This is a genomic window from Pigmentiphaga sp. GD03639 (assembly GCF_029845405.1).
Taxonomy (GTDB): Bacteria; Pseudomonadota; Gammaproteobacteria; order Burkholderiales; family Burkholderiaceae_B; genus Pigmentiphaga; species Pigmentiphaga daeguensis.
Genome location: NZ_JAOCLR010000001.1, coordinates 45,762 through 72,182 on the forward strand (window position 1 = coordinate 45,762; position 26,421 = coordinate 72,182).

The 26,421-nt window shown below is 67.3% G+C and carries 23 protein-coding genes; 15 read left to right on the top strand and 8 right to left on the bottom strand.

The features are described 5' to 3' along the window. Nucleotides 1-34: 34 nt before the first annotated feature. Nucleotides 35-961: a LysR family transcriptional regulator gene (locus tag N5K27_RS00215; RefSeq protein ID WP_087838205.1), complete on the top strand. Its 927-nt coding sequence runs from the start codon at nucleotides 35-37 to the stop codon at nucleotides 959-961. Nucleotides 962-1,102: 141 nt separating this feature from the next. Here the strand turns inward: N5K27_RS00215 and N5K27_RS00220 are convergent, their stop codons facing one another. After that, nucleotides 1,103-2,203 (bottom strand): NAD(P)-dependent alcohol dehydrogenase, encoded by a 1,101-nt coding sequence (locus tag N5K27_RS00220; protein WP_279813563.1) that lies wholly within the window; start codon nucleotides 2,201-2,203, stop codon nucleotides 1,103-1,105. Nucleotides 2,204-2,468: 265 nt separating this feature from the next. On the opposite strand from N5K27_RS00220, the gene N5K27_RS00225 reads away from it, so the two are divergent. Continuing rightward, complete coding sequence (locus N5K27_RS00225) at nucleotides 2,469-3,245, top strand: ferredoxin--NADP reductase (RefSeq protein ID WP_279813565.1); 777 nt, start codon at nucleotides 2,469-2,471, stop codon at nucleotides 3,243-3,245. Nucleotides 3,246-3,251: 6 nt separating this feature from the next. Here N5K27_RS00225 and N5K27_RS00230 read toward each other — a convergent pair whose 3' ends face one another. Beyond that, nucleotides 3,252-3,740 carry an SRPBCC family protein gene (locus tag N5K27_RS00230; RefSeq protein WP_279813569.1) on the bottom strand — a complete coding sequence of 163 codons (489 nt, stop codon included), beginning with the start codon at nucleotides 3,738-3,740 and terminating at the stop codon, nucleotides 3,252-3,254. A gap of 59 nt (nucleotides 3,741-3,799) precedes the next feature. Further along, nucleotides 3,800-5,770: an APC family permease gene (locus N5K27_RS00235; RefSeq protein WP_279813571.1), complete on the bottom strand. Its 1,971-nt coding sequence runs from the start codon at nucleotides 5,768-5,770 to the stop codon at nucleotides 3,800-3,802. 207 nt (nucleotides 5,771-5,977) lie between these two features. On the opposite strand from N5K27_RS00235, the gene N5K27_RS00240 reads away from it, so the two are divergent. The 5 genes from N5K27_RS00240 to N5K27_RS00260 all read left to right on the top strand — a co-directional run bounded on the left by N5K27_RS00240 (nucleotide 5,978) and on the right by N5K27_RS00260 (nucleotide 11,858). Continuing rightward, entirely contained in the window at nucleotides 5,978-6,367 is a 390-nt protein-coding gene (locus N5K27_RS00240; protein WP_279813574.1) for a Rid family detoxifying hydrolase, read from the top strand. Between the two features lie 70 nt (nucleotides 6,368-6,437). After that, on the top strand, nucleotides 6,438-8,444 hold the full coding sequence (gene recG / locus N5K27_RS00245; protein WP_338619142.1) for an ATP-dependent DNA helicase RecG: 2,007 nt from the start codon (nucleotides 6,438-6,440) through the stop codon (nucleotides 8,442-8,444). A 13-nt stretch (nucleotides 8,445-8,457) separates the two neighbouring features. Next, nucleotides 8,458-9,402: a LysR substrate-binding domain-containing protein gene (locus N5K27_RS00250; RefSeq protein WP_087838211.1), complete on the top strand. Its 945-nt coding sequence runs from the start codon at nucleotides 8,458-8,460 to the stop codon at nucleotides 9,400-9,402. 82 nt (nucleotides 9,403-9,484) lie between these two features. Further along, nucleotides 9,485-10,021 (top strand): Dps family protein, encoded by a 537-nt coding sequence (locus N5K27_RS00255; RefSeq protein WP_279813579.1) that lies wholly within the window; start codon nucleotides 9,485-9,487, stop codon nucleotides 10,019-10,021. A gap of 199 nt (nucleotides 10,022-10,220) precedes the next feature. Further along, a complete protein-coding gene (locus tag N5K27_RS00260; protein ID WP_279813582.1) occupies nucleotides 10,221-11,858 on the top strand; it encodes an AMP-binding protein in 1,638 nt (545 codons plus the stop codon). Between the two features lie 33 nt (nucleotides 11,859-11,891). On the opposite strand, the gene N5K27_RS00265 is transcribed toward N5K27_RS00260, so the two are convergent. Continuing rightward, nucleotides 11,892-13,751, bottom strand: a complete 1,860-nt coding sequence (locus N5K27_RS00265) for a hypothetical protein (RefSeq protein WP_279813584.1) — start codon at nucleotides 13,749-13,751, stop codon at nucleotides 11,892-11,894. Between the two features lie 72 nt (nucleotides 13,752-13,823). Between N5K27_RS00265 and ubiA the strand changes: the two genes are divergently transcribed. The 5 genes from ubiA (at nucleotide 13,824) to edd (ending at nucleotide 19,462) form a co-directional block, all read left to right on the top strand. Next, on the top strand, nucleotides 13,824-14,708 hold the full coding sequence (ubiA, locus tag N5K27_RS00270) for a 4-hydroxybenzoate octaprenyltransferase (RefSeq protein ID WP_279813587.1): 885 nt from the start codon (nucleotides 13,824-13,826) through the stop codon (nucleotides 14,706-14,708). A gap of 59 nt (nucleotides 14,709-14,767) precedes the next feature. Further along, complete coding sequence (locus tag N5K27_RS00275; RefSeq protein WP_279813590.1) at nucleotides 14,768-15,466, top strand: YggS family pyridoxal phosphate-dependent enzyme; 699 nt, start codon at nucleotides 14,768-14,770, stop codon at nucleotides 15,464-15,466. Between the two features lie 34 nt (nucleotides 15,467-15,500). Continuing rightward, nucleotides 15,501-16,331: a pyrroline-5-carboxylate reductase gene (gene proC / locus N5K27_RS00280; protein ID WP_279813593.1), complete on the top strand. Its 831-nt coding sequence runs from the start codon at nucleotides 15,501-15,503 to the stop codon at nucleotides 16,329-16,331. Then, nucleotides 16,315-17,544, top strand: a complete 1,230-nt coding sequence (locus N5K27_RS00285; protein ID WP_087838218.1) for an MFS transporter — start codon at nucleotides 16,315-16,317, stop codon at nucleotides 17,542-17,544. The genes proC and N5K27_RS00285 overlap by 17 nt, the downstream gene beginning before the upstream one ends. Before the next feature lie 97 nt (nucleotides 17,545-17,641). After that, on the top strand, nucleotides 17,642-19,462 hold the full coding sequence (gene edd, locus N5K27_RS00290) for a phosphogluconate dehydratase (protein ID WP_279813597.1): 1,821 nt from the start codon (nucleotides 17,642-17,644) through the stop codon (nucleotides 19,460-19,462). Nucleotides 19,463-19,478: 16 nt separating this feature from the next. Here edd and N5K27_RS00295 read toward each other — a convergent pair whose 3' ends face one another. After that, on the bottom strand, nucleotides 19,479-20,768 hold the full coding sequence (locus N5K27_RS00295) for an NCS2 family permease (protein WP_279813599.1): 1,290 nt from the start codon (nucleotides 20,766-20,768) through the stop codon (nucleotides 19,479-19,481). Between the two features lie 229 nt (nucleotides 20,769-20,997). After that, on the bottom strand, nucleotides 20,998-21,336 hold the full coding sequence (locus tag N5K27_RS00300) for a BON domain-containing protein (RefSeq protein ID WP_165963278.1): 339 nt from the start codon (nucleotides 21,334-21,336) through the stop codon (nucleotides 20,998-21,000). A 245-nt stretch (nucleotides 21,337-21,581) separates the two neighbouring features. Here N5K27_RS00300 and rlmJ point away from each other — a divergent pair, with 245 nt between their 5' ends. The 3 genes from rlmJ (at nucleotide 21,582) to N5K27_RS00315 (ending at nucleotide 24,613) form a co-directional block, all read left to right on the top strand. Next, nucleotides 21,582-22,439: a 23S rRNA (adenine(2030)-N(6))-methyltransferase RlmJ gene (gene rlmJ / locus N5K27_RS00305; RefSeq protein WP_279813604.1), complete on the top strand. Its 858-nt coding sequence runs from the start codon at nucleotides 21,582-21,584 to the stop codon at nucleotides 22,437-22,439. Nucleotides 22,440-22,636: 197 nt separating this feature from the next. Further along, nucleotides 22,637-23,584, top strand: a complete 948-nt coding sequence (locus N5K27_RS00310) for a fumarylacetoacetate hydrolase family protein (protein WP_279813607.1) — start codon at nucleotides 22,637-22,639, stop codon at nucleotides 23,582-23,584. Nucleotides 23,585-23,644: 60 nt separating this feature from the next. Then, nucleotides 23,645-24,613, top strand: a complete 969-nt coding sequence (locus N5K27_RS00315) for a tripartite tricarboxylate transporter substrate binding protein (RefSeq protein ID WP_279813610.1) — start codon at nucleotides 23,645-23,647, stop codon at nucleotides 24,611-24,613. 21 nt (nucleotides 24,614-24,634) lie between these two features. Here the strand turns inward: N5K27_RS00315 and N5K27_RS00320 are convergent, their stop codons facing one another. Further along, nucleotides 24,635-25,300 carry a GntR family transcriptional regulator gene (locus N5K27_RS00320; RefSeq protein ID WP_087838225.1) on the bottom strand — a complete coding sequence of 222 codons (666 nt, stop codon included), beginning with the start codon at nucleotides 25,298-25,300 and terminating at the stop codon, nucleotides 24,635-24,637. A 124-nt stretch (nucleotides 25,301-25,424) separates the two neighbouring features. Continuing rightward, a complete protein-coding gene (locus tag N5K27_RS00325; RefSeq protein WP_279813615.1) occupies nucleotides 25,425-26,420 on the bottom strand; it encodes a tripartite tricarboxylate transporter substrate binding protein in 996 nt (331 codons plus the stop codon). Between the last annotated feature and the right edge of the window lies 1 nt (nucleotide 26,421).

Genomic DNA, 26,421 nt, shown 5'->3' on the forward strand with positions numbered 1-26,421 from the left:
GCACGTGGGAAAGTGCTGCTAGACTTCGCGCATCATGCATTTGCAGAAACTCGATCTGAATTTGCTGGTGGCGTTGGAGGCGCTTCTGTCGACGCAAAGCGTGACGCGAGCGGCCGAAAAGCTCTCGATCAGTCAACCAGCCATGAGCGGCGCGCTAAACCGCCTTAGAGAGCATTTCGGGGACCCGCTCATCCAGCGCTCCGGCCGCAGCATGATCCTGACGCCCTTCGGCCTTGACCTCTCCAGGCGTGTTGGACACCTGCTCGCGAGCACGACAGAACTGGTGCAGATGCGCCCGGGTTTCGACCCGCTGGCCAGCGACCGGACCTTCACGGTGGTGGCATCCGACTACGTGATGCCTATTTTCTTGCCGTTGCTTCTGCCCCAGTTGGCAGTCAGCGCGCCCAGTATTCGCATCGATCTCGAAACCCGTTCGGTAGACTACGTGCGGCGCTTCACGCTGGGCCTGATCGACCTGGTCGTCGTGCCCAAGCCCATGGCTCTGCAGGAGTGTTCCAGTGTCGAGCTGTTCGACGACGAGTATGTCTGTATCGTGTCGCGAGACAATAGGCATGTGGATTCCAGGCCGTCCCAGGCGGATTACCTGAAACTCGGCCATATCGTTCGCGTCAATCCCGACGCTGGCGGATATTCAGGGGATGAACGCGCGATTCGCGAAATGGGCCTGGCGCGACGCGTTGTTGCGACCGTCCCGGCGTTTGGCATGCTGCCGGCCGCGATAGTGGGAACCCCGTGGATAGCAACCGTCCAACGGCGCCTGGCAGAACAGGCTATCGAGCACCATCCCATCCGGATCTTGCCTCATCCTCTCAAGCTGCCAAAGCTCACCATGGTCATGCAATGGCCCGTCATACGCGACCAGGACGCCGGCGGCCAATGGCTGCGCGAACAGTTTCTCCGGATATCCGAAGGACTCCGCCACGTTACTGCTCGAGCTTGATCGACTTCAGGCGTTCCTTCCTGGCGTCGCGGCCGGCCGGGATCTTCTCCAGGTGGCCGATACTCAGGCCGGCCAGCGGGTGCGCAAATGTTACGCGCACGCTTCGCTTCAAAAACCATGAAGAGCTCAACCATGAGCCGCTCACTGCGGCTTGACCGCCACCTTCAGCACATTGTCCCGCTGGTTCGCGAACAGCTCGTAGGCCGCCACGATGTCGTCCAGCTTGAACTGGTGCGTCACCAGCAGCCCCAGGTCCAGGCGCCCGGATTCCAGCACGTTGATCAGCCGCCGCATCCGTTCCTTGCCGCCCGGGCACAGGGCGGTGTTGATCTTGTGGTCGCCCAGCCCGGCGGCGAAGGCCGATAGCGGCAGGGTCAGGTCCTCGGAATAGACCCCCAGGCTGGACAGGGTGCCGCCCGGCTTGAGCACGCGCAGCGCGGACGCGAAGGTCGACTGGGTGCCCAGGGCCTCGATCGAGGCGTCCACGCCGCGGCCGCCGGTCAGCTTCATGATCTCGTCCACCACGTCGCATTCGCGGAAATTCAGCGCGACGTCCGCCCCCAGCTTGCGGGCAATGTCGAGCCGGTGCGGGTTGCCGTCGATGGCGATGATGGTCGTCGCGCCCGATAGCCGGGCGCCGGCGGTGGCGCACAGGCCGATGGGCCCCTGGGCGAACACGGCGACGACGTCGCCGATGCGGATGTTGGCGTTTTCCGCGCCCTTGAAGCCGGTGGACATGATGTCCGGGCACATCAGCACCTGTTCGTCGGTCAGGCCGTTGGGAATGGGGGCGAGATTGGCCTGGGCATCGGGCACCAGCACGTATTCCGCCTGGGTGCCGTCGATGAGGTTGCCGAAGCGCCAGCCGGCGGTGGCCTTGTAGCCGTGGCAGCCGCACAGGCCCTGCGGCGCCAAGTAGCTGCCGTCCTGCGAGGGGACGCCGTCCTGGGCGGCATAGGAGTTGAAGTTGGGGCAGATGGCGCCGGCGATGACGCGCTGGCCTTCCCGGTAGCCGGTGACGGCGCTGCCGAGTTTCTCGATCACGCCGACCGGTTCGTGGCCCACGGTCAGGCCCGGGGCGACGGGGTATTCGCCTTTCAGTATGTGGATGTCGGTACCGCAGATGGTCGTGGTGGTGATGCGGACCAGGGCGTCGTTCGGGCCCACGCCGGGAATGGGCTTGTCCGTGATCTCGATGCGCCCGGGCGCGACGAACACGGCGGCTTTCATCATGGCAGTCATCGTTCGGCCTCCGGAAGGTGAGGGGGGACTTCCATTACACAGGAGATCGGGAACAGTCTGATTGATCCAGGTCAGTCGCCGCCATCATTTGAAAGAAACAGTGGGTTACCCCGGCCGGCGGCAATATGCTTAAAACCCATGTTCATAAGATGCGGTCAATTTCGCCTTACTGCCCGCTAATCCGCATAAAATCTAAGGTTTACGTCCGACGGCCAGTCATGGTTTGGTAAACTGGCCCGACTATCTAGATGGGGTCCGACAGGCCATGGCCGCTTTCAATACCGAACGCGTCACAAGCGTTCACCACTGGAACGAGACGCTTTTCAGCTTCAAGACCACGCGCGATCCCGCGCTGCGTTTCCACAACGGCCACTTCGTCATGATCGGCCTGGAAGTCGAAGGCAAGCCGTTGATGCGCGCCTACAGTATCGCCAGCGCCAATTACGAGGAACACCTCGAGTTCCTGAGCATCAAGGTGCCCAACGGTCCGCTGACGTCGCGCCTGCAGCACCTGAAGGAAGGCGATTCCATTCTGGTCAGCCGCAAGCCGGTCGGCACCCTGGTGGTGGACGATCTCCTGCCCGGCAAGAACCTGTACCTGTTCGGCACGGGCACGGGCCTGGCCCCTTTCATGAGCATCATCAAGGACCCCGACGTCTACGAGCGCTTCGAGAAAGTGGTGCTGGTGCACGGCGTGCGGTGGGTCAGCGAACTGGCCTATGCCGACTACATCGGCACCGAATTGCCGGGCAATGAATACTTCGGCGACATGGTGCGCGACAAGCTGATCTACTACCCCACGGTCACGCGCGAGCCCTTCCGCAACCAGGGTCGCATCACCGATCTGCTGACCAGCGGCAAGCTGGCGGCGGACATCGGACTGCCCCCCATCAACCCCGAGCACGACCGCGCCATGCTGTGCGGCAGTCCCCACATGCTGGCCGACGTCACCGCCATCCTGGACGGCCTGGGCTTCAAGGCGTCCGAGCATACCGGCCATGCCGGCGACTACGTGGTCGAACGCGCCTTCGTCGAAAAGTAACCCGGGTCAGTGCACGAGCCGGCCCGACTCGGCCAGCTCCCGGATGCGCTGGACCGTATCCATGTCGGCGGCGATGTAGGCCTGCTTGCGCAGGGCCACCACGGTCTCGTCCAGCTCGCTGTGGCCTTCCTGCAGGTCCAGCTCGTAGATGAAGCGCAGGAACAGTACGTCGGGCTCCGGTTCCTCGATGCGCACCGTGGCCTCGCTGCGCGGCCACAGTTCGGTGGCGGTGGCCAGCACCTTGACTTGGCGCATGGGCGTCAGCGTGACCTCGTCATGGACCTGGAAGGGGCCGAAGTCGAGCACGCGCTTGAGCACGGTGTGCTCCTGCCCGATCGCTTCCGCTTCGATGGTGCAGCTTTCCAGGCCCATGACGAATTCCGTCGGTTCATGGGCCCGGATGAACAGCCCACGCCAGATCTGCTCGCGCGTGAGCGGCGTAAGCAGGGGGACGAGCGGGTCGTTGATCTGGATGAGGTGTTCGAAGCGAAGCATGGAGAGCGCGGTTCCCGGAAGATTCTCCTAAGGATACCGCGCTCCGGCGCGCCCGGGCGCTAGTCGATGAGCATCGGCAGCACCATCAGCTGCTGGCCGTTGACGTGCATGCGCCGCTGCAGCGAATTGATGGCCTGGTTGTGCAGCAGGCGGGTGACGAAATTCTCGCGCTTGAACACCAGCTTGCTGGCGAAGACGATGGTGTTGGGGTATTCCTGCAGCACTTCGGTGATGAGCTTTTCCAGGGTCTGCACGGCATCGGTGCCGAACCCCAGGCGACTGGTCGCGGCCATGCCGTAGCTGTTGCAGAAACGCTCGAAGAATTTCAACGAGGTGGTGGCCTGCAGCTTCATCGCCTCCATGGCTTCGGGACCGCCGTAGACCTGCGCGTCCACGGTCCGTGCGTTGATGAAGATGAAGTTCTTGAAGTGATCCGGGAACATGCGCTGTACCCACAGCAGCGCATGCAGGCCGCCGCCGCGGCTGGAGCCGACCAGGAAGGCGGCCGTGGGCGCGTAGGGGTCGAGCGCGGGCGGCGAGCAGTCCGAGCCGAAGGACTGGTCGGCGAAGATGTCGTCGATCGCGGCGATGCGTCGCCGCGTTTCGCGGTAGTGGGCCCGTATCCCCAGGCAGATGAAGATCAGCACGCTGGTGATCAGCAGCGTGGCCCAGCCGCCTTCGAAGAATTTTTCGACGATGGTGACGACCAAAATGGAGCTGGTGATGGTGACGGCCACCAGCGACAGGGCCAGGCGCTGGCGCCAGTGCTTCTTGTGCAGGGGCTTGTGGCGGTTCCGTATCCAGTACAGCGACAGGCCGGCCAGCGACAGCGTGAAGGTCAGGAACACGTTGATCGAGTACAGCACCACCAGGACGGATACCTTGCCGCCGGTCAGCAGCAGGATGGCGAAGGCGGAGATGCCCATCAGCAGGATGCCGTTCTCGGTGACCAGCCGGTTCGACAGGTAGCGGAACCGGTGCGGCATCCAGGAGTCGGAGGCCATGTTGGACAGCACCGAGGGGCCGCCCAGGAAGCCGGTGTTGGCGGCCACGAACAGGAGGCCGGCCTCGAAGGCCAGCACCACGGTCAGCGCCACGACCAGGTTGCCGTCGCCGAAGCCCATCTCGCTCAGCACGTTGCCGAACACCACGGCGTTCAGCGTCTGGCCTTCCACGGGCGTGGCGTTCCACAGCAGGTACAGCAGGATGATGCCGCCGGCGGTGAAGGCCAGGCTGATGGCCATCAGCAGCATGGTCGCCTTGCCGGTGTGGACGACCGGCTCGGCCAGGCGATCGACGTTGTTGGAGACCGCCTCGATCCCGGTATAGGTACCGCCGCCCAGCGAATAGGCTTTCAGGAATACCGCCAGCACGAAGAACCAGCCGGCTTCCTGCGAGAACTCGCGCACTTCCCTGATCGTGTCGGGAATCAGCAGCGGCAGCCCCTCGGCGTGGGCGAAGATGCCCCAGGCGATCAGGATGGCATGCGTGACCACGAAGCCGGCGAAGATGGGCAGGAGGACCTTGATGCTTTCCTTGGCGCCGCGCAGGTTCAGCCATATCAGCAGGAGCACCATCACACAGGCGGTCCACAGCTTGAAGGTCTGCCAGCTGGCGGGCAGCAGCGAAAACAGCGCGTCGGTGCCGCTGGCCACGGATATGGCGATGGTCAGCACGTAGTCGACGATCAGCGCCGAACCGGACACCAGGCCGGCCGTGGGGCCCAGCAGCGCGGTCGAGACCCGGTATCCGCCGCCGCCGGTGGGGAACAGTTCGATGACCTGGTTGTAGGCCAGCGCGACCACGAACACCGTGATGGCCGTGGCGATGGCCAGGAACAGGGCGAGATGGGTATGGGTGCCCAGGGCGCGGAACGCTTCCTCGGGGCCGTAGGACGACGAGGACAGGCCGTCCGCGCCCAGCCCCACCCAGGCCAGGAAGGCCGCCAGCGCGAGGGAATGCCGGGTATCCGGGGACAGCGGGTCCCGGGCCTTGCCCAGCAGACGCTCGCGCCATGAGGTTGCTTTCATACGAAGGGGTTCCTGCTGCCTGGTGTCGGTGGCTTCTTGATCGCGCGGCGCGCAGCGTACGCTTTTGGAAGAAATCGCGCTTTGAAGGCCATTCTAGCAACAGGGAAATTGTTACCCTGTGGCGGGGCGGGCACTATGACAAACGAATTTCTGATAGCTTTATGCATAGGCGTCCATGGGCGCGATCCCCCAATTCTCGAGGCAAGCATGAGCAAGCAGATCATCCATACCGACGCCGCGCCGGCGGCCGTCGGCCCGTATTCCCAGGCCGTGGCCGTGCCCGCTTCCGGCAGGACCGTGTACCTGTCGGGCCAGATCGGCCTGATTCCCGCCACCGGCCAGCTCGAGACGAGCAGTTTCGAGGCCCAGGTGCGCCAGGCCTTCGCCAACATGGAAGCGGTGGTGCGCCAGGCGGGCGGCACCTTGGACCAGGTCGTCAAGCTGACGCTGTTCCTGACGGATCTGTCCAAGTTCGGCACGGCCAACGACATCATGGCGCAACTGATTCCCCAGCCTTTCCCCGCCCGCTCCACGGTGGGGGTGGCCGCCTTGCCCAAGGGCGCCGAGTTCGAGGTCGAGGCGATCCTGGTCATCTGAACCGGGCCGGTACATGAGCGCGCGCCCCGCCGTCCAGGACGAAAGCGAACTGACGCCGCAGCAGCGCAAGATGCGCAAGCTCGGGCTGCGCGTCGCGGACGACTTCGTCCTGCACCTGCCCATCCGCTACGAGGACGAGACGCAGCTGACGCCGATCAAGCGGTTGCTGCCGGGCATGTGGGCGCAGGTCGAGGGCGTGGTGACGCGCTGCGAGGTCGCCTACCGGCCGCGGCGCCAACTGGTGGCCGCGATCGAGGACGACACCGGCGAACTCGCGCTGCGCTACCTGAATTTCTATCCCAGCCAGCAGAAGCAACTGGCGGTGGGGCGCCGCATTCGCGCCCGGGGCGAGGCGCGCGGCGGTTTCTTCGGCATGGAGATGGTGCACCCGCGCACCACGGTCGCCGACGGCGACACGCCCTTGCCGGATCGCCTGACGCCGGTCTATCCCACCACCGAGGGGCTGCCGCAGGCCACGCTGCGCAAGGCCGTTGCCGCGGCGCTGCAGCAGGCGGATCTGCGCGACACGCTGCCGGAGGCGCTGCTGCAACGGTATGGCCTGATGCCTTTCGGCGAGGCCGTGCGCCTGCTGCATGCGCCGCCGCCCGACGTGGCCACGCAGCCCCTGATCGATCGCGCGCATCCGGCCTGGCTGCGCATCAAGTTCGACGAGCTCCTGGCCCAGCAACTGTCGCTGGCGCGTGCGCGCGCCGCCCGGCTGGACAAGCGGGCGCCGCCGCTGGCGCGCTCCACCGCGTCGGACGGCCTGGTGGCGCGGCTGCTGCGCGCGCTGCCGTTCGAGCTGACCGGCGCCCAGCAGCGGGTGCGGGACGAGATCGCCGCCGACCTGGCCCGGCCGCACCCCATGCAGCGGCTGCTGCAGGGCGACGTGGGCAGCGGCAAGACCGTGGTGGCGGCGCTGGCCGCCGCGCAGGCGATAGACAACGGCTACCAGGCGGCGCTGATGGCGCCCACCGAGATCCTGGCCGAACAGCATTTCCGCAAGCTGGTCGGCTGGCTGGAGCCGCTGGGCGTGAAGGTGGCCTGGCTGACCGGCAGCCTGACCCCCAAGGCGCGGCGCGAGGCGGCCGCGCTGATAGAAAGCGGCGAGGCGCCGCTGGCGGTGGGCACGCAGGCGCTGATCCAGCAGCACGTCCAGTTCGCGCGGCTGGGCCTGTCCATCGTCGACGAGCAGCACCGCTTCGGCGTGGGCCAGCGGCTGGCCCTGCGCAACAAGGGCGGCGAGGACGAGGTCTTCCCCCATCAACTGATGATGTCCGCCACGCCCATTCCCCGCACGCTGGCGATGACCTTCTTCGCCGACCTGGACGTGTCGGTCATCGACGAGCTGCCGCCGGGCCGGGTGCCGGTCATCACCAAGCTGCTGTCGGACACGCGCCGCGACGAGGTGGTCGCGCGCATACACGAGGCGGCCCGGTCCGGTCGCCAGGTGTATTGGGTGTGCCCGCTGGTCGAGGAAAGCGAGACGCTGGAACTGCAGACCGCCGTCGACACTTTCGAGACGCTGCGGCAGGCGCTGCCCGAACTGCGCGTGGGACTGGTGCATGGCAGGCTGCCGACTTCCGAGAAGGCGGCCGTCATGCAGGCCTTCAAGGATGGCGAGCTCGACCTGCTGGTGGCCACCACCGTGATCGAGGTCGGCGTGGACGTGCCCAATGCCTCGCTGATGGTGATCGAGCACGCCGAACGCTTCGGCCTGGCGCAACTGCACCAGTTGCGCGGCCGGGTAGGGCGGGGCGCGGCCGAGTCGGTGTGCGTGCTGATGTACCAGGCGCCGCTGTCGCAGGTCGCCAAGGCGCGGCTGCGCACCATGCATGAAACCACCGACGGCTTCGAGATCGCGCGGCGCGACCTCGAGCTGCGCGGGCCCGGCGAGTTCCTGGGCGTGCGGCAATCGGGCCTGGCGCTGATGCGGTTCGCCGACCTGGACGCCGACCTGGAGATCGCCGAGCAGGCGCACGAGGCCGCGGCCGAATTGCAGGCGCGCGCGCAGGACGTGGTGTCCGCCCATCTGGCGCGATGGATGCGCGGGCGGGAAGATTTCCTCAAGGCTTGAAAAGAGGCGAGAGATGACCCTGACAGAACTGAAGTACATCGTGGCGGTGGCGCGGGAACGGCACTTCGGTCGCGCCGCCGAGGCCTGTTTCGTCAGCCAGCCCACGCTTTCGGTGGCCATCCGCAAGCTGGAGGACGAACTGGGCGTGACCTTGTTCGAACGCGGCGGCACCGAGGTGGGCGTGACGCCCATCGGCGAGCGCATCGTCGCCCAGGCCCAGAAAGTGCTGGAGGAAAGCGCGAACCTGAAGGAGATCGCCAAGCAGGGGCACGACCCGCTGTCCGGCGCGCTGCGGGTGGGCGTCATCTACACCATCGGCCCCTACCTGCTGCCGCAATTGGTGCCCCGGTTGATCGAGAGCGCGCCGCAGATGCCGCTGCTGCTGCAGGAGTATTTCACCGCACGGCTGCTGGAACTGCTGCGCCAGGGCGAGATCGACTGCGCCATCATGGCCTTGCCGCTGCCCGACGCCGGCCTGTCCATCCAGCCGCTGTACGACGAGCCTTTCGTGGTGGCCGTGCCCAAGGGCCATCCATTGGCCAGCCGCAGCCACGTCAAGGCCGAGGAGCTCAAGAGCGAGACCATGCTGCTGCTGGGCACGGGCCATTGCTTCCGCGACCAGGTACTGGAGGTGTGTCCCGAGCTGTCGCGCTTTTCGGCGACCACCGAGGGCATACAGCGGACCTTCGAGGGGTCGTCGCTCGAGACCATCCGCCACATGGTGGCCTCGGGCATCGGGATCACGGTGCTGCCGATGTCGTCGATCCCGTCGCAGCCCGACGACCGCGACCTGCTGCGCTACATCCCCTTCGAGGACCCGGTGCCTGATCGGCGCGTGGTGCTGGCGTGGCGCAAGAGCTTCCCCCGCACCGCCGCCATCGACACCCTGATCGCCGCGATCCATGCCTGTCGGCTGAACGGCGTGACCATGCTGGAGTCCAGCGCCCAGACGGCCTGAACCGGGCGGCGCTTGTCATGCCACGTATCATCCCAATCTAGTATTCTGTGACGTCGGTTTCGACTTTGACAAGGAGTCAACAATGGTGAAGAAAGCATCTGCCAAGAAACCCGCAAGCAATGGCGGTGCGGCCCGCTCGGCCGCCGGTGCGCTGCGCATCGACATCGGCATCTCGGACAAGGACCGCGCCGCGGTGGCCGGGGGCTTGTCCAAGCTGCTGGCCGATACCTATACGCTGTACCTGATGACGCACAACTTCCACTGGAACGTGACGGGGCCGATGTTCAACACCCTGCATGCCATGTTCATGACCCAGTACACCGACCTGTGGAACTCCATCGACGACGTGGCCGAACGCATCCGCGCGCTGGGACACTTCGCGCCGGGCACCTACCGCGAGTTCGCCAAGCTCACCACGATCAGCGAGCCGGCCGACGTGCCCGAGGCACTGGAAATGGTGCGCCAACTGGTGGTGGGGCACGAGGCGGTGGCCAAGACCGCCCGCAACATCCTCAAGGTGGCCGATGCCGCCAACGACGAGCCGACCGCCGACCTGCTGACCCAGCGCCTGGAATTCCACGAGAAGACCGCCTGGATGCTGCGCAGCCTGCTGCAATAACCCCGAGGCCCGGGCGCCGCTCCCGGCGCCGCGTCATGGAAATCCCTGCCTCGCGGGCGACGCGATGCAGGGATTTTTTCTATGTTCTTTCCCCGTCCGGATGCGGAAAATTATTTGAGGTTTAAAAATTTTAAGTTAAATTAATCTTCGACCCGTCACTGCCCGGCCAGGAGGCCGCGCATACCGCTGGAGACCACTCATGGAACGCTCGGGGCATCTCGATACCTTTGCGCGCGATCATCTGCCGCCGCCCGAGGCTTGGCCGGCATTCCTGCTCGACCATCCCGCCGTCCGCTATCCCGCCCGCTTCAATTGCGCGGCCGAGCTGGTCGACGGCGCGGTGGTGGCGGGGCACGGCCGGCGCCCAGCCATCTGGACGGTGACCGACGGCAAGCCTTCGGCCATCACCTATGCCGAGTTGCAGCAGCGGGTGGACCGCCTGGCGCGTGTCCTGGTCGAGGACATGGGCCTGGTGCCGGGCAACCGGGTCCTGCTGCGCGGACCGAACAACCCGGCCATGGCGGTCGCCCTGCTGGCCACGATCAAGGCCGGGTTGGTGGCGGTGCCCACCATGCCGCTGCTGCGCGCGGTGGAACTCAAGCCCGTCATCGACAAGGCGCAGGTCAGCGCGGTGCTGTGCGACGCGCGCCTGCGCGACGAGATCGACGCCTGCATGCGGCCCGGCCCCACCCATTGCCCCACGCTGGCTCAGGCCCGCTACTTCAACGACGACGGCCCCGAATCGCTGGAAACCCTGGCGCGCGCCAAGCCCGCATCCTTTCCGGCGTGCGATACGGCAGGCGACGACGTCTGCCTGATCGCCTTCACCAGCGGCACCACGGGCAGTCCCAAGGGCTGCATCCATTTCCACCGCGACGTGCTGGCGATGTGCGACCTGTTCCCGCGCTCGATATTGCAGGCCACGCCCGACGACATCTTCTGCGGCACGCCGCCCCTGGCGTTCACCTTCGGCCTGGGCGGCATGCTGTGCTTCCCGCTGCGCGCCGGCGCCTCCACCGTGCTGTCCGAGAAGCTGACCCCGGCCTCGCTGCTGGAAACCATCCAGGCCACCCGCGCCACCGTCGTCTTTACCGCGCCCACCTTCTACCGCCAGATGGCGGCCCTGGCCCCGGGCTACGACATCTCCAGCCTGCGCCATTGCGTCTCGGCCGGCGAGGCCCTGCCCGACGCCACGCGCCAGAGCTGGAAGCAGGCGACCGGCGTGGAGATGACCGATGGGATCGGCAGCACCGAGATGATCCACATCTTCATCTCCAGCGCCGGCCAGGACGTGCGCCGCGGCGCCATCGGCAAGGTGGTGCCCGGCTACCAGGCCTGCATCGTCGACGAATCCATGCAGCCGTTGCCGCCCCGCACCGTCGGCCGCCTGGCCGTGCGCGGCCCCACCGGCTGCAAATACCTGGCCGACGACCGCCAGGCCAACGCCGTGCGCCAGGGTTGGAACCTGACCGGCGATTCCTTCATGATGGACGAGGACGGCTACCTGTACTACCAGGCCCGCACCGACGACATGATCATCTCGGCCGGCTACAACATCGCCGGCCCCGAGGTCGAAAGCGCCTTGCTCCAGCACGAGGCCGTGGCCGAATGCGGCGTGATCGGCGCCCCCGACGAGGAACGCGGCCAGGTCGTCACCGCCTTCGTCGTGCTGCGACCCGGGTTCGCGCCTGGAGACGATCTGGCCAAGGCCCTGCAGGAGCACGTCAAGCGCACCATCGCTCCCTACAAGTACCCGCGCGTCATCCGCTTCGTCGACGCCTTGCCCCGTACCGAAACGGGCAAGCTCAAGCGCTTCGCGCTGCGCGGGCTGAACTAGCGGTGTCCGGGGCCCGGCAGGGCCCCGCCGCTGTTATTGGCAGGTGGTCACGTTCGTGACCTCGACCACGGCTTCCCGCACGTCGCAGGCCAGCTTGCGCGGCAGGTCGCCGGTTTCGGTGCAATTGCCCATGCCGTTGTAGGCCCAGATCGACCCGGTCATTCCCGTGCCGGGACGGTCGGCGGGGCAGCGGGCTTCGAAATGCACCGTGATGCAGTTGGCGACCTTGGGCTGCACGGCGGGCCGGATGCCGATGACCGAGGGTAGCCCCCCCTTGGCGGGGCATTGGGCCGCCTGCAGGCGTATGGCGCGCCGCTCGGCGGCGAGATGATCCAGCAGCGCCTGGGTCCGGCGTTCCTGTTCCTGGCGGGCGAGTTCCGCCTTCCTGCGGGTTTCTTCCTCGCGCTGTTTTTCCTTGGCCAGCCTGGCCTGTTCCGCGGCGCGGGCTTCCTCGGCCTTGCGCTGTTCTTCCTGCTTGCGCTGGGCTTCCTGCGCGCTCGCTGATGCCGCCGGTGCCGCGGCCGCGGTTCGTTGCGGCGGGGAAGAGGCCGTGGATGTCGGCGCGGACGCCGCGCGGGTCTGCGCAGCCGCGGCGTTGGCCGCCATGATCCGGTCGGCATGCGCGGCGGCTTCGCGGTCGCGCTGCTGTTTCTGCTGTTCGATCTGCCGCAGCTTCTGGTTCAGGTCGCGTTCGAAGTCGCGGGACTGCTGCGCCATGCGCATGTTGCTCTGGTTGGCCTGCTGGAAGCCGCTGGCCAGGCCGCTCAGGATGGCGTTCGTCGTGGCCTGGGATTCCGCCGCCCGCTCGGCGGCGCGGCGCTGGGCATATATGCGGTCCCGTTCGCGCTCGACTTGCTGGCGCTCGCGGTTTTCCATCGCCGCGGCCAGGCGCTCGCGGGTCACGGGAAGATAGATATGGTTCCCTGTCGACGGCGAGTCATCGTCCGGTCCCTGCGCCCGGTGCATGATCCGGATGGAGTCGCCGCGGTTGATGTAGATGTTGAGGTAGTCGCCGTTGTAGCTGAAGATGTTTTCAGTTCCCGTGAATTGGTGGACCAGGCGGTCATCCGCCGACAGCGTCAATTGCTTGCTTGCGAAGGATCCCGTGGGCTGGTTCGGCATGCTCAGTACGCGGAATGCCTTGGGATCCGTCCTGGAAGGGGCCTGAAAGACTTCTCGGCCGGGGTTCGATCCGTCGGGTTGGCTGTACTGGAAAACCAGATTGCCCGCGTCGTCCTTGTCGATTTTCAACACGACGATGCGGCTGACGAAGGTCTGCCCCACGCTTTGCTCCCAGATGCCGAACGGCGAGGCGGCGCGCAGTTGCTGATAGGGGGACGCGGGATCCATGCTGACGGGGATCGTGCTGCCGTCGGGCAGGGTGTAGACGTCGCGGCGCAGCGGCTTGGGCGTCATGCGGAACGAGGAACCCGATGCGCGATAGGAAAAGTGTGCGGCAGCCTCGGCCAGGGACAGTTGCAGATCGTTCAGCGAGCCGTTCAGGACCTTCATGCGTCCGCTTTCGTCGAAGCGGACGGTCGCCTGGTCGTCGCTGAGCATGCCGGAGTTCTCGATCAGCATGTGGTAGGTGTCCGGCTGGGCCGTGGGGCGCACGAGTAGCCGGATCGCGCTGGAGTCCCGCAGGTTGTTGGCCGTGTAGAGCCTGATGGCGAGCGCGCCCTGGGCCGGGTCCGCCATCACCTGCAGCCAGTCGCCATCGTCGTTGACGTACAGATGGCCGATATAGGGCTGTAGAAAACCCCACTGAATCTGCTGGAAGGCAGCTTGAGCCGCTGCCAGGGATTGGGATGACCGGGCGGTGTCGGCGGGCTCCACCGCGGCGCAGCCGGCGAGCGCCGCGCACAGCGCGGAGGCGAGCAGGACTTTTCTCATGCGCGCATTCTAGGCAATTCAGGGCGGGCGCGCATCATCCGATCCAGTGAGAGGCGCTGGTACCATAACGGCATGGACCCTACGTTTCCCGACTCCCTTTCCCATCGCCTCGGCCTGTACATGCGCCTTGTGCGCCTGGACAAGCCGATCGGCATCCTGCTGCTGGTCTGGCCCACGCTGTGGGCCCTGTGGGCCGCCAGCAACGGAGAGCCGTCGTTGTACCTGGTATTCGCCTTCGTGATAGGCACGGTGCTGATGCGCTCGGCCGGCTGCGGCATCAACGATTATTTCGACCGCGACGTCGATCTGCACGTCGAGCGCACGCGCGACCGGGTGCTGACGTCGGGCCTGATCTCGGGCCGCGAGGCGCTGGGCGTGACGCTGGTGCTGACGCTGCTGGCGCTGCTGCTGATCCTGCCCATGAACCACCTGGTCTGGGTCCTGTCCGTGGTGGCCGTGTTCCTGTCCGTCACCTATCCCAAGTTCAAGCGTTTCTTCGCCATCCCCCAGGCCTACCTGGGCATCGCCTTCGGCTTCGGCATTCCCATGGCCTACGCGGCCGTGCTCGAGACCGTGCCGCTGGAAGGCTGGATCATGCTGGCCGCCAACATCTTCTGGGCGATCGCCTACGACACCGAATACGCCATGGTGGACCGGCCCGACGATCTCAAGCTCGGCCTGCGCACCTCCGCCGTCACTTTCGGCAAGTGGGACGTGGCCGCCGTGGGCGTATGCTATGCGGCGACCCTGGCGCTGCTGGGCGTGGTCGGCGCCATGCTGGACTACGGATGGGCCTACGCGGCGGGCCTGGGGGGCGCCGCCGCCATCGCCGTTCGCCACCTGTGGTGGATCCGCCATCGCGACCGCGCGGCGTGCTTCCGCGCCTTCCTGCACAACACCTGGTTCGGTTTCTCGGTGTTCGCCGGCATCTTCGTGCAGACCACGCTGCTGGGCTAGGGCGAGGCGGATCGGCGGGGTGGGCCGCCCTATATAATCGTCGCTTTTCCCCCGAAGCCATGTCGCCCATCGCCGACAACCTGCGCGCCGTCCGCCGGCGCATCGACCATGCCGCCCAGGCCTGCGGCCGCGCGCCGGGCGAGGTGGCGCTGCTGGCGGTGTCCAAGACCTTTCCCGCCCAGGCGGTGCGCGAGGCCCACGGGGCCGGGCAGCGGGCCTTCGGCGAAAGCTACGTCCAGGAGGCCGTCGACAAGCTGGCCGCGCTGGAAGATCTGCGGGCCGGCACCGAATGGCATTTCATCGGCCCCCTGCAAAGCAACAAGGCGCGCCAGGTCGCCGCCCATTTCGATTGGATCCACAGCATCGATCGCCTCAAGATCGCCCAGCGGCTGTCCGACCTGCGGCCGCCCGGCATGGCCGACCTCCAGCTGTGCATGCAGGTCAACATCGACGACCAACCCACCAAGAGCGGCGTGGCGCCCGCCGAGGCACTCGGGCTGGCGCGGGAAATCGCCGCGCTGCCGCGCGTGCGCCTGCGCGGCCTGATGTGCATTCCCGCTCCCCAGCAGGACCCCGTCCGCCAGCAGGCCGTCTTCGCCAGCCTGGCGGCGCTCATGCGCGACCTGAACAGGGAAGGCTTCGCGCTCGATACCCTGTCCATGGGCATGTCGGACGACCTGGAGGCCGCGGTGGCGGCCGGGGCGTCCATCGTCCGGGTGGGCACCGCCATCTTCGGCGCCCGGGATTATTCGTCCTGACCGCGCGACCGCAATCCCATTCAAGGAAACCTTAATGACCCAAGCGCTTTCCATCGCATTCATCGGCGGCGGCAACATGGCCGCCGCGCTGATCTCCGGCCTGGCCGGCAAGTTCTGCCCCATGGGGAACATCCACGTCGTGGATCCGAACGAGTCCACCCGGCAGGCCTGGGCGGCGCGCGGCGCCTCGGTCGCGGCCGGGCCGGACGAGGCCTTGTCCCGCTGCGACATCTGGGTGTATGCGGTCAAGCCGCAGGTGATGAAAGAGGTTGCCGCGGCGAGCCGGCCCTGGCTCAAGGACAGCCTGGTGATCAGCATCGCCGCCGGCATCCGGGCCGCCGACCTGGCGCGCTGGCTGGGATCCGACACGCAGCCGTGGCCGCGCGTCGTGCGCTGCATGCCCAATACGCCCGCGCTGATCGGGCAGGGCGTGACCGGCCTGGCCGCGCTCGATGGCGTGGGCGAAGCCGACCGGGCGCAGGCCCAGGCCGTGCTGGAAGCCGTAGGCAGCACCGTCTGGGTCTCGCGCGAGGCCGACCTGGACGGCGTGACCGCGTTGTCGGGCAGCGGGCCGGCCTATGTGTTCCTGTTCATCGAGGCCCTGATCGAAGGCGGCAAGGCCGTGGGGCTGGACGACGAGCAGTCGCGCGCGCTGGCGCTGGCCACGCTGTCCGGCGCCGCCAGCCTGGCGGCCGCGTCCTCCGAACCGCCGTCGGTGCTGCGCGAGCGCGTGACCTCCAAGGGCGGCACCACGGCCGCGGCCCTGGACGTCCTGGCCCAGGCGAATTTCCGCCAGGCCGTGGTCCGAGCCATGCAGGCCGCCGCCCATCGCGCGCAAGAGATGGGTGATGAGTTCGGACGATAATCCCGCCGGCATCCGGTCGGTCGCGCGCCATCCTCCCTTCATCCTGTTCTGGTTCAGCCGGGTCATGTCGACCCTGTCGTTCCAGATGCTGTCGGTGGCCGTGGGCTGGCAGGTCTACGAGATCACCGGCAGCGCCTTTGACCTGGGCCTGGTCGGGCTGGCGCAGTTCCTGCCCATGGTGGTGCTGACCTTCGTCGTGGGACAGGTGGCCGACCGCTACGACCGGCGGGTCATCGCCAGCGTCTGCATGGTGGTGGAGTCGATCGCGGCGGGCCTGCTGGCTTTCGGTACATGGGAAGGCTGGCTCACGCGCGACGCCATCCTGGGGCTGGTTGCGCTGGGCGGCGCCGCCCGCGCCTTCGAGTCGCCCACCATGGCCGCGCTGGTGCAGGGCGTGGTGCCGCGCAGCCTCATCCCCCAGGCAGCGGCCTGGTCCACCTCCGCCACCCAGACCGCGCAGATCCTCGGCCCCGCGATGGGCGGGCTGCTGTACGGGTTCGGGTCCATGGTGGCCTACGTGGTGGCCTGCGTGTTCTTCTTCGTCGGTGGCGGACTGGTGGCGATGATCCGGGCGGAACGCACCGCATCCACCCGCGAGCCGGTCACGCTCAAGTCCGTTTTCTCGGGCATTGCCTTCATCCGCAGCCGTCCGGTCATCCTGGGGACGCTGTCGCTGGACTTGTTCGCGGTGCTGCTGGGCGGCGCGACCGCGCTGCTGCCCATCTACGCGCGCGACATCCTGCATACCGGCCCGTGGGGGCTGGGCTTGCTGCGCACGGCGCCCGCCCTGGGGGCGCTGGCCATGTCGGTCTTCCTGGCCCACCACCCCATCCATCGCAACGTCGGCCGCATCCTGTTCTCGTCGCTGGCCGTATTCGGCCTGGCCACGGTCGTGTTCGGCCTGTCTTCGCACCTGGCCGTTTCCATGGCGGCGCTGTTCGTGCTCGGGGCCTCGGACGTGGTCAGCGTCGTGATCCGCTTCACGCTGGTCCAGCTGCAGACGCCGCCGGAAATGCTGGGCCGCGTCAGCGCGGTGAACTCCCTGTTCGTCGGTACCTCCAATCAACTGGGCGAATTCGAGTCGGGCGTGACGGCCGCGCTGTTCGGCGTCGTGCCGGCGGTGCTGATCGGCGGCGCGGGCACGATCGCGGTGGCCCTGCTGTGGATGGTATTGTTTCCCCAGTTGCGCCGCTTGAAGTCGCTGGAAGGCTAGCCCGCCAGCCAGCTGGCGGGCCCGATACTTGCGTACGCGCCCACCGCCGGCGCCGCGGCGTCCGCCGCGCGCGCGAGCATCCCGGAGGTCGATCGCCATGTCCTTGCATCCCGTCCTACAGGAAGTCACCGACCGCATCATCGCGCGAGGCGGGGACCGCCGCGCGCAGTGGCTGGAGGAAACCCGCGCGCGGGCCGGCACGAAGGTCGAGCGCAGCCACCTGTCGTGTACCAACCTGGCGCACGGCTTCGCGGCCATGCCCGACCGGGCGAAGCTGATGCTCAAGGTGCAGGAGCAGCCCAACGTGGCCATTGTGTCGGCCTACAACGACATGCTGTCGGCTCACCAGCCCCTGGCCGATTTCCCCGCCTGGATCAAGGAGGCCGCGCTGGCGGCCGGCGCCACGGCGCAGTTCGCCGGCGGCGTGCCGGCCATGTGCGACGGCGTCACCCAGGGGCAGGCGGGCATGGAGCTGTCGCTGTTCTCGCGCGACGTCATCGCGATGGCCACGGCCGTGGCCCTGTCGCACCAGATGTTCGACGCGGCGGTCTACCTGGGCGTATGCGACAAGATCGTCCCCGGCCTGGTCATCGGCGCGTTGTCCTTCGGCCATCTGCCTGCCGTGTTCGTCCCCGGCGGACCCATGACCACCGGCGTGGGCAACGACGAGAAGGCCAGGATCCGCCAGCTGTATGCCGAAGGCAAGGTCGGCCGCGCGGAATTGCTGGAAGCCGAGAGTCAGGCCTATCACGGGCCGGGCACCTGTACCTTCTACGGCACCGCCAATTCGAACCAGATGCTGATGGAGTTCATGGGCCTGCACCTGCCCGGAACGTCCTTCGTCAATCCCCATACCCCGCTGCGCGAGGCCCTGACCCGCGAGGCGGCCAGGCAGGCTGTATCGCTCTGGCACGGCGGCGGGCGGTATACGCCGCTGTGCGACGTCCTGGACGAGAAGGCCTTCGTCAACGGCATCGTCGGCCTGATGGCCACCGGAGGGTCGACCAACCATACCTTGCACCTGGTGGCCATGGCGCGGGCAGCCGGCATAGAACTGAACTGGGACGATTTCCACGCCTTGTCCGAGGTGGTGCCGCTGCTGGCTCGCGTCTATCCGAACGGCAAGGCCGACGTGAACGGTTTCCAGGCCGCGGGCGGCCTGCAGTTCGTCATCCGCCAGTTACGCAGGGGAGGGCTGCTGCACGAGGACGTCACCACCATCGTGGGCAAGGGGCTCGAAGCCTATTGCCGCGAGCCCTATCTTAAGGACGGCCGGCTGGCCTGGCGGGACGGCGCCGAGACCCCGGGGGACGACTCCATCGTGCGTCCGCTGGACCGTCCGTTCTCGCCCGACGGCGGGCTGCGCGTGCTGGAAGGCAACCTGGGCCGCTCCATCATCAAGATCTCGGCGGTGGCGCCCGAACATCAGGTGGTGGAGGCGCCCGCCATCGTGTTCGACGACCAGGACGACGTACTGGCCGCTTTCCAGCGGGGCGAGCTGGAGCGCGATTTCGTCGCGGTCGTGCGCTGGCAGGGGCCGGCCGCCAACGGCATGCCCGAACTGCACAAGCTCACGCCCACGCTGTCGGTGTTGCAGGGGAGGGGATTCCACGTCGCGCTGGTGACCGACGGCCGCATGTCGGGGGCCTCGGGTAAGGTGCCCGCAGCCATTCACGTCACGCCCGAGGCCTTGAAGGGGGGCCTCATCGGCCGGGTGCGAACCGGGGATCGGGTGCGGCTGGACGCGCGGCGCGGCGTGCTGGAGGTGCTGGCCGACCTGGGCGCCCGTCCGGCCCAGGCCGTGCCCGACCTGCGGCCGCATCGCCGCGGCGTCGGGCGCGATCTGTTCGGCCACATGCGCCGGGCGGTCAGCGCGGCCGAGGAGGGGGCCTGCACCTTGTTCGTCGACGAGGATTAGACCCCTCGCTCCTGGTTCAGGCCGCGAAGAAGGCGAAGCGGACCAGGAACAGGATGGCGATCAGCCAGGCCGCGGGATGGATTTCGCGGATGCGGCCCGTGCATGCCTTGAGCACGACGTAGCTGATGAAGCCGAACGCCAGGCCGGTGGCGATCGAGTACGTGAAGGGCATGGCCAGCGCGGTCAGCGCGGCGGGGATGGCTTCGGTGATGTCGTCCCACTTGACGTCGATCAGCTCCCGCATCATCAGGCCGGCCACGTACAGCAGCGCGGGCGCGGTGGCGTATGCGGGCACCGAGCCCGCCAGCGGCGAGATGAACAGCGCGGCCAGGAACAGCGCGCCGACCACCAGCGCCGTCAGGCCGGTACGGCCCCCGGCCTGGACCCCCGAGGCGCTTTCGACGTAGGCCGTGGTGCTGCTGGTGCCCAGCAGCGAGCCGGCGGTGATGGCGGTGCTGTCGGCCAGCAGGGCGCGGCCGATGCGGTTCTTGCCCTCGGCCAGCAGGCCGGCGCGCTTGGCCACGCCCATCAGCGTGCCGGTGGCGTCGAACACCTCGACCAGCACGAACACCAGCACCACGTGCACGAAGCCCATGTGCAGCGCGCCCAGGATGTCCAGTTGCAGGAAGGTGGGCGCCAGGCTGGGCGGCGTGGAGAAGACGCCGTGGAATTCGTTGATGCCCAGCACCATGCTGAGCACGGTGATGATCAGGATGCCCAGCAGGATGGCGCCGCGGACCTTCAGCGCATCCAGGACGGCGATGATGAAGAAGCCGAGTATCGCCAGCAGCGGGGCGGGTTTGTGCAGGTCGCCCATGGTGATCAGCGTGGCGGGACTGGCGACCACGATGCCCGAGCTGCTGAGCGCGATGATGGCCAGGAACAGGCCGATACCGGCAGCGATCGCGCTGCGCAGGGATGGCGCGATGCCGGCGATCAGCCAGCTGCGCACGCCCGTGACCGTCAGCACGATGAAGATGACGCCCGAGATGAAGACCGCGCCCAGTGCCTGTTGCCAGGTGAAGCCCAGGGTGGCCACGACGGTGAACGCGAAGAACGCGTTCAGTCCCATGCCGGGCGCCATGCCGATGGGGTAGTTGGCGACGAAGGCCATCATCAGGGAGCCGATCGCCGCCGCGATGCAGGTGGCGGCGAAGACGGCGCCCTTGTCCATGCCCGTGGTGGACAGGATCTGCGGGTTGACGAAGATGATGTAGGACATGGTCAGGAACGTGGTGATTCCCGCCAGCAGCTCGGTGCGAGCATTGGTGCCGTGTTCGTGGAGTTTGAATAGGCGCTCTAGCATGGTGGCTTCCAGGTACGTGGACGAAGTGGGAAGCCATGCGCAGCGCCTGGTGCGGCGCGTCGCCATTGCTTGGCGCGTGCCGGTCTCGGCCCCGTCGACGGCCTGCCCCCCAGGCGCATATTAGGGGCGGTTCATCAAAATGAAAAGCCAGGTCTGGCGGGACTTCTGGCGGGATGCCGGGGCATCCCGCCCGAGGGCGGCGGCCGGCGGCGCGCCGCCCGCGGCGGGGTCAGCGCTCGCCTTGTTTCTTGAGCTGGATGTCGTTCCTGACGTCCTGGACGCCGTCTATGCCGCGTGCCACTCTCACGGCGGAATCGATCTGAGCGGAGTCGTCGGCCGAACCGGACAACTGCACCACGCCATTGACCGTCTTGACCTTGATGCTCAGCGATTGCGTGGCTTGTTCCTTGAGCAGCGCGGCCTTGACCTTGGTGGTGATCACCGTGTCGCTGGCGAACTTGCCCGCCGACTCCTTGGTGGCCTGGCCGTCGCCCTGGGCCATGGCCAGGGGCGCGGCGGCCGAGAAGGCTGCAATCATGGCGGCGATCATCAGGTTGCGTGTCCTCATCGATCTCTCCTTGAAAGCGGCCGTTCCGGCAAGGCGGATGTGGCCGGTGCTTTCAACATACGGGGCCGGTCCGCCGGGTGTCAAAGCAGCCTGTGTGCATTTGTAAGCCGTGGCGCCGGCATGGCCCGCCTCACGCGGGCGGTCCGTGCAAGCCGTCACGATTGCAAGGGATGCGTGGCACATGTAACGCGGTCGAGCGGCCACGCCGCCGGGGCGCCTACAATGAGCGCTCTTCTGGAAATCCCATGTTCAGCTATCGCCATGCCTTCCACGCCGGCAACCATGCCGACGTGCTCAAACACCTCGTGCTCGTGCAATTGCTGCGCTATTTCGCGCAGAAGGACGCGCCGTACTGGTACGTCGACACCCACGCGGGCGCCGGGATCTATGCGCTGGAAGGGGACTGGGCGGGCAAGAACGCCGAGTTCGAGACCGGCATCGCGCGCCTGTGGACGCGCGACGACCTGCCCGGCATCGTGGCCGAATACGTGGACGAGGTCGCCGCCTTCAACGAGGACGACCTGCTGCGCCATTATCCCGGGTCGCCCTTCATCGCCGCCCAGGCGCTGCGCGAGCGGGACCGCCTGCGCCTGTTCGAGCTGCACCCCACCGAGATCGACGTCCTGCGGCGCAACTGCCGGCAACTGGGCCGGGAGATCGAGCGCCACACCATGATCTACGCCGCTGACGGCTTCGAGGGCGTGAAGGCCTTGTTGCCGCCCCCCACCCGCCGCGGCATCGTGCTGATCGACCCGTCGTACGAGGACAAGCGCGACTACGCCCGTGTCCTCCAGTGCCTGGAAGAGGGCTTGAAGCGTTTCGCCACCGGCTGTTTCGCGATCTGGTATCCGCAGGTGCAGCGGCTCGAATCGCAGCAACTGGCCGGAAGGCTGGCGCGCGTGCCGGGCCGGTCCTGGCTGCATGTCAGCCTGACCGTGCGCAAGCCTTCGGGCGACGGGCTGGGGCTGTACGGCAGCGGCATGTTCATCGTCAACCCGCCGTGGGTGCTGGAGTCGGCCCTGAAGGAAATCATGCCCTGGCTGACCGGCGTCCTGGCCCAGGACGCCGGCGCCACGTTCACGCTGGAAAGCCGCGAAGGCTAGGGGCCGCCCCCTTCAAAAGTCCACCCCTCAAAAGAAAGGCGCCGCGGGCAGATACTCCCCGTCCGCCGGTCACGCCGGGCCCTCTCGATTCGAGAGGGCCCGGTTTTTTTATGCATGAATTCAATTGAATTCAGTTGAATTTAATTGAATTCAGGCATAGCATCGCCCCTTCGATACGATGATTGAGGCCCCGCCGCATGAGACTTGCCACTTTTACCGTTCCCGCCGAATCTTCCGCTGCCCGCGTCGGCGTGCTGTGCAAGGACCGCATGCTCGACCTGGCGCGCTGCGCGGCCGCCGTGGAGCCGGGGGAGACCGCTTTCCCGTATTCCATGCGGGCGCTGCTGGAGGAGGGCGACGCCGGACTGGCGCGCGCGCGCCGGTTGCTGGATGCGGCGTCGAGCGACGCCGCGCTGCGCGAGCGCCATGCCTATGCGCTTGACGATGTCCGGCTGCTGCCGCCCGTGCCCGATGCCGAGAAGTTCCTGTGCGTGGGCAAGAACTACCGCACCCATCTCGAAGAACTCAAGCGCACCGATCTGATCAAGGAATTGCCGGAGGAGCCGACGGGCTTCATCAAGCTCAACGCCTGCCTGGTCGGCCAGGACGCCGAGGTGAAGCGGCCGGTGGACGTGGCGCACCTGGACTACGAGCCCGAACTGGTGTTCGTGATCGGCAAGCCCGCCTATCGCGCGCGCCGCGAGGACGCCTTCGGCTACGTGGCCGGGATCACCATCCTGAACGACCTGACCTGCCGCGATACCCAGAAGCGCGAAGTCGCATCGGGGTCGCGGTTCTGGACCGCCAAGAACGCCCCGGGTTTCGGTCCGCTGGGGCCGTACATCATCACCATGGACGAAGTGCGCGACGCCTACGACATCTGGGTGACTTGCCGCGTCAACGGCGAAGAGCGCATGCGCGTCAATACTTCCGACCAGATCTGGAAGCTGCCGGACATCGTCGAGCATTTCTCCAGACTGCTGCCGCTCAAGCCCGGCGACATGTTCTCCACCGGCGCGCCCGGTGGCGTGGCGGTGGGCAAGCCCAATGCCGACGAATTGTTCCTGAAGCCGGGGGACGTCGTGGAATGTGCGTTCGAGGAGCCCGCCATGGCCCTGCGCACCCGCATCGTGGCGGCGCGTTGAACCTCGCCGGGAAGATCAAGAACGACGCCCGGCGGTTGTTTTCATTGGAGGAGGTGGATCATGAAATGTGCTATCGATACGGCACGCCGCGCGGCAGCCTGCGCGGCGGCCTTGCTTGCGTGGGCCGTGGTGCTGCCCACGCAGGCCCAGGCGCAAGCCTTTCCGTCGCGGCCGGTCACCATCGTGGTGCCGTTCCCGCCCGGAGGCGGGGCGGATACGTTGGCACGCATACTGGGCGCCCATCTGACCAAGGTCTGGAAGACCCAGGTAATCGTGGACAACCGGCCCGGCGCCAGCGGGCATATCGGTGCCAATTTCGTGGCGCGGGCGCCAGCGGACGGCTACACGCTCATGATGAGTTCGACCGCCTCGCTCGACAAGAAGAACGTCGGGCAGTTCGCGCCCATCTCGCTGGTGTCGGCGTCCGCCTATGTGGTGGTGGTCAATCCCCGCCTGGGCATCAACAGTATCAAGGAACTGGTGGCCAGGGCCAAGGCCGAGCCCGGCAAGCTGAACTTCGGCTCGTCGGGCGTGGGCGCGGCCTCGCACCTGTCCGTTGAGCTGTTCAAGGAAGTGGCGGGCATCGAGATGATGCACGTGCCCTACAAGGGCACGGGCCAGGCCGTGACCGATCTCCTGGGCGGGACGCTGAGCCTGATGTTCGCGCCGGCGCAGACGGTGATGGGCTATGTCGATACGGGCCGCCTGAAAGCGCTTGCCGTGACGAGCGCCGAACGCTCGAAGGCCTTGCCCGGCCTGCCCACGGTGGCCGAGGCGGGAGTGCCTGGCTATGCGGCGGTGGGCTGGTTCGGCCTGCTCGCGCCGGCTGGCACGCCCGCCGCGGTAATCGACAAGCTCAACAAGGACGTGAACGCCGCGCTGCGCGAGCCCGAGATCGTCAAGCAGATGATGGAGCACGGCGCCGAGCCTTCCCTGACGACGCCGGCCGAGTTCGGGACCTTCATCCGTGCGGAACTGGAGCAGTGGACCCGCCTGATCGACAAGCTGGGCATCGTCGTGGGCGGATGAGCGGGCCCAGGTGGGCAGGCCCTAGTCGGACTGCCGATTGAGCAGATAGCTGACGCGGGCACGCTGTCCGCCGGTCAGGTGGCGCACCATGGCGGCGCGTGCGCCCTCGACGTCGTGCGCGGCGATGCATTCGACCAGTTCGGCATGTTCGGCGTACGCGTCCTGCAGGCGCTTGGGGTTGGTGGCCGTGGCTGGTCCCAGCAGGATCATGGGCGTCTGCAGGGCGCGCAGCGTGCTGATCACATAGCGGTTGTGCGCCGTGCGGTACAGCGCGTTATGGAAGCGCCGGTTGTGGCGTTCGCGCTCGATGGGGTCGTTCAGGACGGAGCGCTCGAACTCGAGCATCTCGCGCAAGACGTCGATCTCGGCGTCGGTGGCGTTCTTGGCCGCCATGCCGACCGCCGCCGGCTCGATCACGAAGCGCAGCGCATAGAGCTCGTTCACCATCTGATGATCGAGTTCGGCGATGACGCGGCCAAGATAGGGCTGGTGCACGATCAGGCCATCGGTCTCGAGCCACGCGATGGCTTCGCGGACCGGCGTGCGGCTGATGGCCAGCCGGTCGGCCAGGGCGTTCACGCTGACGCGGTCGCCCGGCTTGAGGACGCCGGTCTCGATGGCTTCCTGCAATTGCCGATAGGCGGCCTGGCCTAGCGATTCAGGCTTTTTTTCTGGGGTGTGTGGCATGGATCTACCGCTCGACGAGGAGGTACGGGCTGGGCGGTCGTAATGGTGCCACGTTTCGTGCTTGCGGTGGTTCGAGGGGCCGTTCCCGGGGGCAGGCCCCTTGCGGGGCCTGCATGCGCCAGCGTCAGTCCGCCCGGATGTTGTTGCTCCGGATGATGTTGCCCCACAGCGCGATCTCGCTCGCCACGTAGGTGGCGAAGTCGCGGCTGCCGCGGAACTCCACCTGGACACCGGTCTTGCGCATGACCTCGGCCACCGCCGGATCTTCCAGCGCGCGGCGATTGGCGTCCTCGAGCTTCTGCACGACGGCCGCGGGCGTACCCGCGGGCGCGAACACGCCGGCCCAGGTGGCCGACACCACCGAGGGGTAGCCCTTCTCGGCGAAGGTCGGCACGTCGGGCAGGGCGAAGTGGCGCGCGGGCGCGGCCACCGCCAGCGCGCGCGTCTTGCCCGCGCGCAGGTTGGGCAGCGACACCGCCACCGTGTCGAACATCATGGTGATGTTGCCGGCCAGCAGGTCGAGCGAGGCCGGGGCGCCGCCCCGGTAGGGGACGTGCACGAGATCGACCTTCGCGGCCTGCTTGAACAGTTCTCCCGCCAGGTGCAGCGAGGTGCCGTTGCCGGCGGAACCGTAGGTCAGCTTGCCTGGCTCGCGCTTGGCCTGGGCGACCAGGTCCTCGACCGACCGTATGCTGGAGGCGGCGTTGACCGCCAGCACGTTGGGCACCGAGCCCCAGTGGGCCACGGGAACGAAGTCCTTGACCGCGTCATAGGGCAGCTTGGCGTAGAGCGAGGGATTGACGCCGTGCGTGGCCGAGGTGCCGACCAGCAGCACATAGCCGGTGGGGGCCGCCCGCGCAACCTGCTCGGCGCCGATGTTGCCGCCGGCGCCGGGCTTGTTCTCGATCACGATGGGCTGGCCGAGTTCGCGGCTGAGCGCCGCGCCCATGGCGCGGGCCATCTGGTCGATGGCGCCGCCGGGCGCGAACGGGACGATGAGCTGGACCGGCCGGGACGGGTAGTCCTGCGCGGCGGCGGTCAGCGGATGGCCGGCGAAGGCGCAAGCGAGGGCCAGCGCGAGCATGCCGGCCCGCCGCCCGGAACGGAGGGGCGAAGTCATG

What these genes read in the sequence shown, in the direction of transcription:
- N5K27_RS00215 (WP_087838205.1), top strand. Translation starts at nt 35, where the DNA reads ATGCATTTGCAGAAACTCGATCTGAATTTGCTGGTGGCGTTGGAGGCG.
- N5K27_RS00220 (WP_279813563.1), bottom strand. Translation starts at nt 2,203, where the DNA reads ATGACTGCCATGATGAAAGCCGCCGTGTTCGTCGCGCCCGGGCGCATC.
- N5K27_RS00225 (WP_279813565.1), top strand. Translation starts at nt 2,469, where the DNA reads ATGGCCGCTTTCAATACCGAACGCGTCACAAGCGTTCACCACTGGAAC.
- N5K27_RS00230 (WP_279813569.1), bottom strand. Translation starts at nt 3,740, where the DNA reads ATGCTTCGCTTCGAACACCTCATCCAGATCAACGACCCGCTCGTCCCC.
- N5K27_RS00235 (WP_279813571.1), bottom strand. Translation starts at nt 5,770, where the DNA reads ATGAAAGCAACCTCATGGCGCGAGCGTCTGCTGGGCAAGGCCCGGGAC.
- N5K27_RS00240 (WP_279813574.1), top strand. Translation starts at nt 5,978, where the DNA reads ATGAGCAAGCAGATCATCCATACCGACGCCGCGCCGGCGGCCGTCGGC.
- recG (WP_338619142.1), top strand. Translation starts at nt 6,438, where the DNA reads ATGCGCAAGCTCGGGCTGCGCGTCGCGGACGACTTCGTCCTGCACCTG.
- N5K27_RS00250 (WP_087838211.1), top strand. Translation starts at nt 8,458, where the DNA reads ATGACCCTGACAGAACTGAAGTACATCGTGGCGGTGGCGCGGGAACGG.
- N5K27_RS00255 (WP_279813579.1), top strand. Translation starts at nt 9,485, where the DNA reads ATGGTGAAGAAAGCATCTGCCAAGAAACCCGCAAGCAATGGCGGTGCG.
- N5K27_RS00260 (WP_279813582.1), top strand. Translation starts at nt 10,221, where the DNA reads ATGGAACGCTCGGGGCATCTCGATACCTTTGCGCGCGATCATCTGCCG.
- N5K27_RS00265 (WP_279813584.1), bottom strand. Translation starts at nt 13,751, where the DNA reads ATGAGAAAAGTCCTGCTCGCCTCCGCGCTGTGCGCGGCGCTCGCCGGC.
- ubiA (WP_279813587.1), top strand. Translation starts at nt 13,824, where the DNA reads ATGGACCCTACGTTTCCCGACTCCCTTTCCCATCGCCTCGGCCTGTAC.
- N5K27_RS00275 (WP_279813590.1), top strand. Translation starts at nt 14,768, where the DNA reads ATGTCGCCCATCGCCGACAACCTGCGCGCCGTCCGCCGGCGCATCGAC.
- proC (WP_279813593.1), top strand. Translation starts at nt 15,501, where the DNA reads ATGACCCAAGCGCTTTCCATCGCATTCATCGGCGGCGGCAACATGGCC.
- N5K27_RS00285 (WP_087838218.1), top strand. Translation starts at nt 16,315, where the DNA reads ATGAGTTCGGACGATAATCCCGCCGGCATCCGGTCGGTCGCGCGCCAT.
- edd (WP_279813597.1), top strand. Translation starts at nt 17,642, where the DNA reads ATGTCCTTGCATCCCGTCCTACAGGAAGTCACCGACCGCATCATCGCG.
- N5K27_RS00295 (WP_279813599.1), bottom strand. Translation starts at nt 20,768, where the DNA reads ATGCTAGAGCGCCTATTCAAACTCCACGAACACGGCACCAATGCTCGC.
- N5K27_RS00300 (WP_165963278.1), bottom strand. Translation starts at nt 21,336, where the DNA reads ATGAGGACACGCAACCTGATGATCGCCGCCATGATTGCAGCCTTCTCG.
- rlmJ (WP_279813604.1), top strand. Translation starts at nt 21,582, where the DNA reads ATGTTCAGCTATCGCCATGCCTTCCACGCCGGCAACCATGCCGACGTG.
- N5K27_RS00310 (WP_279813607.1), top strand. Translation starts at nt 22,637, where the DNA reads ATGAGACTTGCCACTTTTACCGTTCCCGCCGAATCTTCCGCTGCCCGC.
- N5K27_RS00315 (WP_279813610.1), top strand. Translation starts at nt 23,645, where the DNA reads ATGAAATGTGCTATCGATACGGCACGCCGCGCGGCAGCCTGCGCGGCG.
- N5K27_RS00320 (WP_087838225.1), bottom strand. Translation starts at nt 25,300, where the DNA reads ATGCCACACACCCCAGAAAAAAAGCCTGAATCGCTAGGCCAGGCCGCC.
- N5K27_RS00325 (WP_279813615.1), bottom strand. Translation starts at nt 26,420, where the DNA reads ATGACTTCGCCCCTCCGTTCCGGGCGGCGGGCCGGCATGCTCGCGCTG.